Origin of the sequence: Nocardia sp. NPDC059177 (assembly GCF_042755165.1) — a bacterium.
In the GTDB taxonomy this organism is placed as follows: Bacteria; Actinomycetota; Actinomycetes; order Mycobacteriales; family Mycobacteriaceae; genus Nocardia.
Genome location: NZ_JBHZBX010000014.1, coordinates 65,135 through 74,603, shown reverse-complemented (window position 1 = coordinate 74,603; position 9,469 = coordinate 65,135). Strand labels below are relative to the sequence as shown.

Genomic DNA, 9,469 nt, shown 5'->3' with positions numbered 1-9,469 from the left:
CCACCTCCCCCCCCCCGCGGGGGGCGACATCCCCCCCCGCTTGATGGGCGGCCTGCGCGCGCCCGCGGGCCGCCCCGGAAACTCCGGCGGGGGGGGGGGGGGCCGGGCCCCCCCCCCCCGCGGCTCAGGCCAGCAGCTCGATCCAGGACCCGAGCACGGGATCGCCCGCGAGCGTGGGGAAATCGATGTCCGCATGCCCCGCCGCGCGCCACTTCTCCACCAGCGACATGATGCGCACCGAATCCAGTCCGGCATCGAGCAGATCGGTCTCGGCGGTCAGCTCGGCCGGGTCCACACCCAGCACACCGGCGACATCACCGATCACTTGTTCGTCTGTCATCTTTCATTCCTCACGATCGAAGTCGGCGACGCCGCGCTTCCAGTAGCCGGCGATGAGCGAGTCCTTGGGGCCGATGCCCAGGTCGTTGCGGATGATCTTGCGGACCCCGCGCAGCACGCCTGCCTCGCCGGCCACCCACGCGTAGACCCGTTGTCCCGCAGGGACTTCCACCTCGCGCACGGCCTGCTCGAGGACGTCGCTGGTGCCGGGGGCGAGCTCGCCGCGGTGCAGCCAGCGCACGCGCATCCCGGCGGGCGGGTCGAGCGGGACCTCCTCGGCGGGACCGGCCACCTCGATGAACACCCAGCCGGTGGTGTCGCGCGGCATACGCTCGAGCCAGCGGGCGATGGCGGGCAGCGCGGTGATGTCACCGGCGAGCAGATAGTCGTCGTAGGACTCCGGGATGACCACGCCGCCGGGCGGACCGGCGATGTAGACCTTGGTGCCCGGGGTGACCGAGCTCGCCCAATCCGAGGCCAGCCCGCCGGGATGGATGACGAACTCGATGTCGAGCTCGCCGTCGGCGACGCTGTGGCGGCGCACGGTGTACTCGCGCGAGACCGGTCGCGGGTTGCCCCACTCGAGCATCTGGCCCTCGAGCTTGGGCAGCCGCAACACACCGTCGTCACCCGGGAAGATCAGGCGCACATGCTCATCCGGCACATAGCTGTGGAACTTCGCGATGTCGGGGCCGCCGAAGGTGATCCGCAGCAGCGCGGCGCCGACGGGGACGACCCGCAGCACCTCCACCTCCTGCAACCCGATCGGGTACGGCACCTTGGCGTAGTGCTCGCCGGCGAGCACCTCGGCGATGGCCTCGGCGTAGGCACTGCGATCCTTCACCGTTGTTCCTTTCTGTGCAGCGGCCCGGCGGCGAGTGCCATCAGGCCGGTGAGTACCAGGACCGCGACGCCGTAGAGCACGAGCGCGCGTCCGGGATCGAACATCTGGCCGACGACGCCGGCCACCATGGAACCGACCGCGGTACCGGCGACCGACTGCACCATGAGCAGACCCGACATGCGTCCACGCATGTGGTCGGGCGCCGCCTGCTGCAGCATGGTGTAGCGCAGCACCATGTTCACCGCTCTGGCCAGGCCGAACCCGGCGAGCCCGAGGAACACCAGCGCCGCGTGCGACCACAGCCCCGCCGCGATCACCCCGATCGGCATCAGTGCCAGCGAGATCAGCAGCGCCCGGCCGATATTGACCCGCGACATCCAGCCGCTGGTGAGCGTGCCGAGCACCGCGCCGGCGCCGGGCGCCGCGTACAGCAGGCCGAGGGTGCCCGCGCCCGCGTGCAGTTCGACATCGGCGAAGGCGGGCAGCAGCACCAGCGGGCCGCTGACAAGCATGCCGATCAGGCCGGTCAGCAGGATGAGCCGGATGGATTCGTGGCGCGCCGCGAAGGAGATCCCGGCGGCGAGCTCGCGCACCGGGTTCTCCAGATCGCGCTTCGGCGGCGGCGACGGACCGATCGCGGTGATCAGCCCGACCGTCGCGGTGGTGGCGAGCGCGCAGAGGAAATAGGCCGTGGCCACACCGGTTTTCGCGACCAGCAGGCCGGCGAAGGCGGGGGTGACCATGGTGCCGAGGTCGGTGGTCAGCGAGACCAGCGCGCCGGCGGCCGCCACCTTCTCGCGGCCGACCAGCACCGGAACCATGGCCATCAGCGCCGAACCGCTCACCCCGCCCGCGAGCCCGTCGATGACGGCGGCCAGATAGATGGCCGACAGGAACGGGTCGGGCAGCACGGCATTGATCCCGAGCAGCAGGAAGCCGATACCCGCCGCGCTGCGCGACCATTGGATCACCGAGCGGCGGTCGTAGCGGTCGGCCACCACACCACCGGCGAGACTGCCGGCGAACAGCGCCGCCGCGGTCGTGGTGGCGACCCCGGCGACGTGCACACTCGATCCGGTCAGCTCGTAGACCTGCAACGGCAGGGCCACCATGAGCAGCCCGATACCGAGCACCGACACCAGCCGCGCCGCGAACGCGCACCGGAACGGGCGCGAGGCCCGCAGCGGGCTGAGGTCGATGAGCAGTCCGCCGGTAGCGGTCACTTGAAGCGCTCCACGAGCAGATCGAGGGTGGCCATCACGGTGCGGTAGTCGGGCCGCGAGCTGGTGGCGGGCAGTTCGAAGACCGTGTTCGCGGTGAACGAGGGCAGCGTGGCGTACATCGGATCGGCGCGCAGTTCCTCGAGCGAACGGCCGCCGCTGAGCGGGATGACGAACAGCACGGGCGCGTCGATCACGGTGTTGATCAGCTCCGGGCTGAAGCTGATGAAGTCGGCGCTCTGTTCCTTGGCCGGGTTGCCCGCCTTGGCCTCGACCTGGGTGTCGAGGGTGAAGCCGACCTCGGCCAGCAGCGAGGGCAGGGCGGCGGTGGGCACGAAGACGGTCGGCTTCTGGCTCTTGATCGACTGCAGCACCGCGGTCGCCCCGGCGGGGGCGTTGATCTCGGCCTTGGCCTCGGTCAGCTTGGCCTGGTAGTTGGCGATCAGGGTGTCGACATTGGCGGGCTTGTTCACGGTCTCGGCGATGAACCGCAGCTGGTCCTGCCAATTGGTGGTCTCGGTCGGCATCAGCACGGTCGGGGCGATCGCGCTGAGCTGGTCGTAGGCGTTGACCGACTGCTGGCCCGGGTAACCCTGGCCGCCACCGATGATCAGATCGGGGCGCTGGGCGGCGATGAACTCGAGGTTGATGTTGTCGCCGGAGGGCACGGCCTGGGTGCCCTGTTCCTTGGCGTCGGCGGCCCAGCCGGTGGGGAACTCGCCCGGCTTGTTCGGCACACCGAGCAGGCGCGGATCCGCCGCGACCACGGTGGCCTCGAGGTCGTAGAGGTAGCCGGCCAGGTTGCCGTTGAGCACGACGACGCGCTGCGGGTCGGCGGGCACCTTGACGGGCCCCTTCGCCGATGGCACCTCACGCGGGCCTGCGGCGGCGGTGTCGGAGGAGGAATTGCCGCACGCGGTGAGCACCGCGACCAGCGCGAGGACCAGCAGGGCGAGGGCGGCGCGGAGCCGGCCCGATGATCGGTTGGTGAACATGGACGGGGTTTTCCTCATTTCTTTCAATGCACCTGTGCGGCGTTCTCCGCCAGCGGAATCACCAGTGGCGTACCGGTTTCCGGGTCGTCGATGATCCGGCAGCGCAGCGAGAACACCTCGTGCACGAGCTCGGCGGTGACGATGTCGGCGGGGGGACCGCCGGCGACGATGCGCCCGTCGCGCATGGCGATCAGGTGGTCGGCGTAGCGGAAGGCATGGTTGAGGTCGTGCAGGACCGCGACTACCGTGCGTCCGGACTCGCGATTGAGCGAGCGGCACAGATCCAGCAGCTGGATCTGGTAGGCGATGTCGAGATAGGTGGTCGGCTCGTCGAGCAGGATGATCGGTGTCTGCTGGGCGAGCACCATCGAGATCCACACCCGCTGCCGCTGACCACCCGAGAGCTCCTCGACCGGCCGCGCCGACAACTCGGTGACTCCGGTGGCCGCCATGGCGTCCGCGACGGCTTCCTCGTCGGTGCGTGACCACTGCCGCAGCAGCGTCTGGTGCGGATAACGGCCGCGCGCGACGAGATCGGCCACCCGGATACCGTCGGGCGCGGTCGAGGTCTGCGGCAGCAGGCCGACCTGACGGGCCAATTCCTTGGCCGGGTAGTCGGTCACCGATTTGCCGTCCAGCAGCACCGTCCCGGATTCGGGGGCCAGCAGGCGGGCCAGCGCGCGCAGCAGCGTGGACTTGCCACAGGCATTCGGGCCGATGATCACCGTGAACTTGCCGTCCGGGATATCCACGGAGAGCTGATCACTGATCGTGCGGCCCTTGTAGCCGAGGCGAACCTGGTCGGCGCGCAACCGCGCGGCGTGAGTGTCTTTCATATCGCTTCCTATTTGCGTCGCGCTTCGGCGACGAGCAGATACGCCAGGTACAGGCCGCCGATCGAACCGGTGACGATGCCGACCGGGATGGTGGTCGGGGCGAAGGCGTGCTGGGCGATCCAGTCACAGGTGATCAGCAGGGTCGCGCCCATCATCGCGGCGGGGACCAGCGCGATCGACGGGGTGCGGGTGAGTTTGCGGGCCAGGTGGGGTGCGGCCAGCGCGACGAAGGCGATCGGCCCGGCGAGTGCCGTTGCCAGCGAGGTGAATCCGACGCTGAGCGCGATCAGCCAGCCGGTGGCCTTGCTCGCGTTCAGCCCGAGGGCGCGGGCGGTGTCGTCACCGAGTTCGAGGATCTGCAGGCGGGGCGCGGCCGGGATCAGCGCCATCGTCAGCACGGCCAGCACGATCATCGTCGGCGCCACCTGCGACCAGGACATCCCGTTGAGCGTGCCCGCGCCCCAGGCCGCCGCCGACATCGCCGCGTCCAGGTCGGCCCGCATGATCAGCCAGGTGTTGACCGAGGCCAGCATGGCGCTCACCCCGATACCGACGATGATCAGCCGGAAGCCGGTCACGTTGTGCCGGAAGGCCAGCAGATGGATCACCAGGGCGGCGCCGAGGCCGCCGATCATCGCCCCGGCCGCGGTCTGGAAGTTGCCGCCGCCGAAGATCAGGATCACCAGCAGCGCGCCGGTGTAGGCGCCGGTGCTGAAGCCGACGATGTCGGGACTGCCCAGCGGATTGCGGGTGACCGATTGCAGGATCGCGCCGCTGACCCCGAGCGCGGCGCCCAGCGCCAGCGCCATCAGGATGCGCGGCAGCCGCCAATCCCACACGACCAGCCGGTCGAAGCGTTCGTCACCGATGAACAGCGCTCGCAGCACGCGCACGGCGGGGATCTGGAAATCGCCGGTCCCCAGCGCGAGGACGGCGGTGACGACGGCGATGGTGAGCAGAATCGCGCACACCACCACGGTGCGCAGGCCGATCCTGGTGGCCAGTCCCGAGCGCCGTGGCCGCACCACGAGCATGGCTCGCCCGAAGTCGATTTTCGTACTCATGTGTCAGCCCCCACTCGTGAACGGCGTGCCAGCCAGATCAGCATCGGCGCGCCGAGGAATGCCGTGACCAGGCCGGCGGGTACTTCGTCGGGCCGAATGACAATGCGGCCCAGGACATCCGCGCTGAGTACCAGCAGTGGCGCGAGCACCAGCGAGTACGCGAAGATCCAGCGCTGGTCGGGACCGACCAGCCAGCGGGCGATGTGCGGTACCGCCAGACCGACGAAGGCGATCGGGCCGACGGCCGCGGTCGCGGTCCCGCACAGCAGCACCAGCGCCAGTGCGGTGAACAGCCGGGTGCGGGTGACATTGACGCCGAGCGAGCGGGCAAGGTCGTCGCCGAGGGCGACGGCGTTGAGCGAGCGCGCGCAGGCCGCGGCGAGCAGCAGCCCGACCACGATGAACGGTGTGGCGCCGGCGATGATGTCGAATCCGCGGCCGGTGAGCGAACCGGCGTCCCAGCGCCGCATCTCGTCGAAAGCCTTGGGGTCGAGCAGGATAAGGCCCTTGGTGAGGCCGCCCAGTACCGCGGTGGCCGCGACGCCGGCCAGGGTCAGCCGGATCGGATCGGTGCCCGCGTGGCCCGCGGTACCCAGCCGGTAGACGACCACCGAGACCAGCGCGGCGCCGAGAAAGCCGAACCACACGTAGGACGTGATCTCGCCGATGCCGAACACGCCCACCGCGACCGTGATCGCGAAGGCCGCGCCCGCGTTGACGCCCAGCAGGCCGGGGTCGGCGAGCGGATTGCGGGTCAGGCCCTGCATCAGGCAGCCCGCGACGCCGAGGGCCAGTCCGGCGAGCAGCCCGAGGATCGTTCGCGGCAGCCGGTATTCGGTCACGGTGACGTGGTCGGGAGTTGTCGCCGGGCCCGTCAGGGCCAGCCAGATCTCGCCGAACGGAATCGATTTCGTGCCGACCAGCAGGCTCAGCAAACAGGCCGCGATCAGCAACGCGACCGTCAGCAACCAGCCGCACCAGCGCGGACTTCTCATCAGGGGAATCTCTCTCACGTCGAACTACTCCACTTGGGAGGTTAGCCTAAGAAAGAGTTAGGTAGGTGAGCCTTGCCTGGTCGGAGAGTTAGCCGAAGCAAGATCTTGCTAGGTGAGGCTAACCTGTCTAAAGTCCCTGCTGTTCAAGATCGGTGCAAATCGGTCACAACAGTTGATGAGGACATCCACGATGCGAAAAATGCTTGCGGCCACCGCGCTGGCCACGGCCACGGCCGCACTGGCCGTTGCCGGCGGAACGGCGAACGCGGACACCTTTGTTCCCCTCCCCGACGGCGAGAAGGCCGGGCCCGGTGTGGTGATCAAGCGAGTGGCCGAAAGCGCCCTGATCTCGCCGTCGATGGCGGCCAACGGTGCCGGTCGAGTCGCGTGGGTGAGTGGAACCGTGCTGGCCGAGGTCGCCGAGACCCCGAAGGGTGAGGCTCGTCCGTGGGTCGGCGGCTCGGGCCGCGACGGCACCAACAACTCCTCGACGCACGGCGCCTCGCGCATCAACACCGGCTACATCGTCGGCTGCCAGGTGAGCATCTCCGACAACGCGATCTCGGCCGGTGTCTCCGGTGGTCTGTCCACCAGCGGCGTGAACGCCGGCGGCTCGATCGGCGTCAAGATCGGTCCGGGCGAGGTCAAGTGGGTCGGCATCGAGGGCTTCGACATCCTCGAAAAGGGCAACTACCACGTCAGCTACAAGGACGTCGAGCTGCAGATCCAGGGTTGCGCCGGTTACGCGCAGGCGCGCGCCTACACCGTCGTGGAGATTATCGGCGACAACTACTCCAAGACCACCCTCTACGGTGCTCCGTTCAGCATCGGCTGACCTGGTCGCCCCCTTTTCGACGAATAGGAATCTCTCCATGACCACCTTCAAGAAGGCGACCGCCCGCCTGGCCGGTGTCGCCGGCGCCGCGGCTGTCGCGCTCGGTCTGTTCTCCACCGGCGCCGCGAACGCCGACACCTTCATCCCGCTGCCCGGCGGCGAGATCACCCAGACGCTGCCCGACGGCACCCCGGTGACCATCCGCCTGGTCAACGAATCGGTCAACATCAACCCGTCCATGGGCGCGACCCCGCTGCACCGCAATGTCTGGGCCTCCGGCCGGGCCGAGGTGCAGGTGCACGGTGAGCACAAGGGCGTCAAGATCTACCCGGGCTACGTCGTCGGTTGCCAGGTCGACATCTCCGGCGGCAACGCCACCGGTGGCGCCAACGGCGCGGTCAACGCCTCGGGCAACGGCAGCGGCGGTGTGACCACCGGCGGCAACCTGACCCTGGGCCCCGGCCAGGCGTCGACCTTCTGGCTGCTCGATGTCGAGGGCCCGGACGCCTACGGCGAGCAGAGCAGCGTTCCCGCCATCAAGTTCTTCGGCGAGAGCGGCTCGGTGACCTGGGCCGACTCGACCCTGGGCCTGTCGGGCTGCGCGGGCTACGCCCAGGCGCGTTCCTTCGTCGCGGTCGAAGTGACCACCCAGTTCGGTCGCTCGGAGCTGCGCCTGTGGGGCCAGCCGTTCAGCCTCGGCTGATCGCTTCCGGCGAGTTCGGACCCCGCCCGGAGCTGCGCGCTCCCGGCGGGGTCCGTCGTCTGTCCGGGGTCAGCTGGGCTTGTCGGCGCTGTCGTTCGGGGCCGGGATGTGGCGCAGCAGCACCATCACCAATCCGGCGGCCACGGCGGTGAGCCCGATCCCGACCAGCGAATTCACTTGCAGCGCATGGGTATAGGCCTGGCGGGCGGCGGTGGTCAGCTCGGTGCCGAGCTCGCCGGGCAGCGCGGCGGCGATGTGCAGCGCGCCGGCGAGGGTGTCCTCGGCGGTGTCGGCGATCTCGGCAGGCAGCCCGGCGGGTAGCCGCTCGGCCATCTGCCCGCGATACACCGCCGTGCCGATGCTGCCGATCACCGCGACCCCGAGCGCGCTGGACAGCTCCTGCCCGGTCTCGGAGATCGCCGAGGCCGCACCGGCCCGCGCCGGGTCCACCGCGCCGACGATGAGATCGAGGCCGAGCACGAACATCGGGCTCAGCCCGAGTGAGAACACCACCATGCCGGTGACGATGAGCGCGAGATCGTCGGCGCCGGCCAGCTGGGTGAACAGCGCGTACCCGGCCATGGCGAGCACCAGACCGCCGGTCATCAGATAGGCGGGCCTGATCCGGGGCGCCAGCGCGCTCACCACGCCCGCCGCCACCACCATGGCCAGCGCCTGCGGCACCGTCCACAATCCTGCCTCGAAGGCCGAAAGACCGAGCACCAGTTGCAGATACTGCGACAGCAGCAGGAACAACCCGCCCATCGCCAGCATGGCCACCATCAGCGCGACCAGCGATCCGCTGAAGCGCACATTGCCGAACAGGCGCAGATCGATGAGTGGATCGGTCAGCCGCTGCTGACGCAGCACGAAGATCGCGCCGAGCACCAGCCCGGCCACCAGCACCGCGGCCGCGTCGAGCGCCCAGCCGTCCTTGGCCAGTTCCTTCACGCCGTAGATGACGGCCATCACCGACAGCAGCGACAGCAACGCGCTGAGCAGATCGAGCTTGCCCGGATTCGGGTCCTTGTATTCGGGCAGCAGGAACGGGCCGCTCGCCAGCAGCAGCACCATCGCAGGCACCGCGACCAGGAACACCGAACCCCACCAGAAGTGCTCGAGCATCGCACCGCCGACCAGCGGGCCGATCACCATGCCGACCATGAAGCTGGTCATCCACACACTGATCGCGGCGGTGCGCTGGCGGTCGTCGTGGAACATGTTGCGGATCAGCGCCAGGGTCGACGGCATCAGTGTCGCGCCCGCAACGCCGAGCAGTGCGCGGGTGCCGATGAGCATGCTCGCGCTGGTCGAGTACGCGGCGACCACCGAGGCGACGCCGAAGGCCAGCGCGCCGATCATCAGGAGTTTGCGGCGGCCGATGCGGTCACCGACGGTGCCCATGGTGATCAGGAAGCCCGCCACCAGGAAGCCGTAGATGTCGAGAATCCACAGCAGTTGCGAGCTGCTGGGCTGCAAGGCCTCGCTGATCTGCGGGATCGCGAGGTAGAGCACGCTGAGGTCCATCGAGATGAGCAGCGTCGGCAGTGCGAGCACCGCCAATCCGATCCACTCCCTGAGCCCCGCTGGCGGGACCGCGTCTTCGGCAGGCTGAGTGCTCTGGGTGGAGGTCACCCG

At 69.3% G+C, this 9,469-nt stretch carries 10 protein-coding genes; 2 read left to right on the top strand and 8 right to left on the bottom strand.

All coding sequences use genetic code 11. The annotated features are described in order from the left end of the window. Nucleotides 1-124 precede the first annotated feature (124 nt). From ACFXK0_RS18775 to ACFXK0_RS18745, 7 genes are read right to left on the bottom strand one after another with little or no spacing between them, the layout of a single operon-like run. Nucleotides 125-340, bottom strand: a complete 216-nt coding sequence (locus ACFXK0_RS18775; protein ID WP_379411704.1) for a phosphopantetheine-binding protein — start codon at nt 338-340, stop codon at nt 125-127. A 3-nt stretch (nt 341-343) separates the two neighbouring features. Continuing rightward, nucleotides 344-1,183, bottom strand: a complete 840-nt coding sequence (locus tag ACFXK0_RS18770) for a siderophore-interacting protein (RefSeq protein WP_379411703.1) — start codon at nt 1,181-1,183, stop codon at nt 344-346. Further along, nucleotides 1,180-2,406, bottom strand: coding sequence for an enterobactin transporter EntS (gene entS / locus ACFXK0_RS18765; protein ID WP_379411701.1), 1,227 nt, complete (start codon nt 2,404-2,406; stop codon nt 1,180-1,182). The genes ACFXK0_RS18770 and entS overlap by 4 nt, the downstream gene beginning before the upstream one ends. Further along, the gene (locus tag ACFXK0_RS18760; RefSeq protein ID WP_379411699.1) at nt 2,403-3,416 is read right to left on the bottom strand and encodes an ABC transporter substrate-binding protein; all 1,014 of its coding nucleotides are present in this window, start codon (nt 3,414-3,416) and stop codon (nt 2,403-2,405) included. The genes entS and ACFXK0_RS18760 overlap by 4 nt, the downstream gene beginning before the upstream one ends. 5 nt (nt 3,417-3,421) lie before the next feature. Further along, the gene (locus ACFXK0_RS18755; RefSeq protein WP_379411698.1) at nt 3,422-4,234 is read right to left on the bottom strand and encodes an ABC transporter ATP-binding protein; all 813 of its coding nucleotides are present in this window, start codon (nt 4,232-4,234) and stop codon (nt 3,422-3,424) included. A gap of 8 nt (nt 4,235-4,242) precedes the next feature. Beyond that, complete coding sequence (locus ACFXK0_RS18750) at nt 4,243-5,298, bottom strand: FecCD family ABC transporter permease (protein ID WP_379411696.1); 1,056 nt, start codon at nt 5,296-5,298, stop codon at nt 4,243-4,245. Continuing rightward, on the bottom strand, nt 5,295-6,293 hold the full coding sequence (locus ACFXK0_RS18745; protein WP_379411695.1) for a FecCD family ABC transporter permease: 999 nt from the start codon (nt 6,291-6,293) through the stop codon (nt 5,295-5,297). Before ACFXK0_RS18745 ends, ACFXK0_RS18750 begins: the two co-directional genes overlap by 4 nt. A gap of 199 nt (nt 6,294-6,492) precedes the next feature. Between ACFXK0_RS18745 and ACFXK0_RS18740 the strand changes: the two genes are divergently transcribed. Beyond that, nucleotides 6,493-7,128, top strand: coding sequence for an MspA family porin (locus ACFXK0_RS18740; protein ID WP_379411836.1), 636 nt, complete (start codon nt 6,493-6,495; stop codon nt 7,126-7,128). Nucleotides 7,129-7,165: 37 nt separating this feature from the next. Continuing rightward, a complete protein-coding gene (locus ACFXK0_RS18735) occupies nt 7,166-7,831 on the top strand; it encodes an MspA family porin (RefSeq protein WP_379411694.1) in 666 nt (221 codons plus the stop codon). 69 nt (nt 7,832-7,900) lie between these two features. Here the strand turns inward: ACFXK0_RS18735 and ACFXK0_RS18730 are convergent, their stop codons facing one another. Beyond that, nucleotides 7,901-9,466: an MFS transporter gene (locus tag ACFXK0_RS18730; protein WP_379411693.1), complete on the bottom strand. Its 1,566-nt coding sequence runs from the start codon at nt 9,464-9,466 to the stop codon at nt 7,901-7,903. Nucleotides 9,467-9,469: the final 3 nt, after the last annotated feature.

Coding starts and splice junctions, on each gene's coding strand:
- ACFXK0_RS18775 (WP_379411704.1), bottom strand. CDS start 340: ATGACAGACGAACAAGTGATCGGTGATGTCGCCGGTGTGCTGGGTGTG.
- ACFXK0_RS18760 (WP_379411699.1), bottom strand. CDS start 3,416: ATGAGGAAAACCCCGTCCATGTTCACCAACCGATCATCGGGCCGGCTC.
- ACFXK0_RS18755 (WP_379411698.1), bottom strand. CDS start 4,234: ATGAAAGACACTCACGCCGCGCGGTTGCGCGCCGACCAGGTTCGCCTC.
- ACFXK0_RS18750 (WP_379411696.1), bottom strand. CDS start 5,298: ATGAGTACGAAAATCGACTTCGGGCGAGCCATGCTCGTGGTGCGGCCA.
- ACFXK0_RS18745 (WP_379411695.1), bottom strand. CDS start 6,293: ATGAGAAGTCCGCGCTGGTGCGGCTGGTTGCTGACGGTCGCGTTGCTG.
- ACFXK0_RS18740 (WP_379411836.1), top strand. CDS start 6,493: ATGCTTGCGGCCACCGCGCTGGCCACGGCCACGGCCGCACTGGCCGTT.
- ACFXK0_RS18735 (WP_379411694.1), top strand. CDS start 7,166: ATGACCACCTTCAAGAAGGCGACCGCCCGCCTGGCCGGTGTCGCCGGC.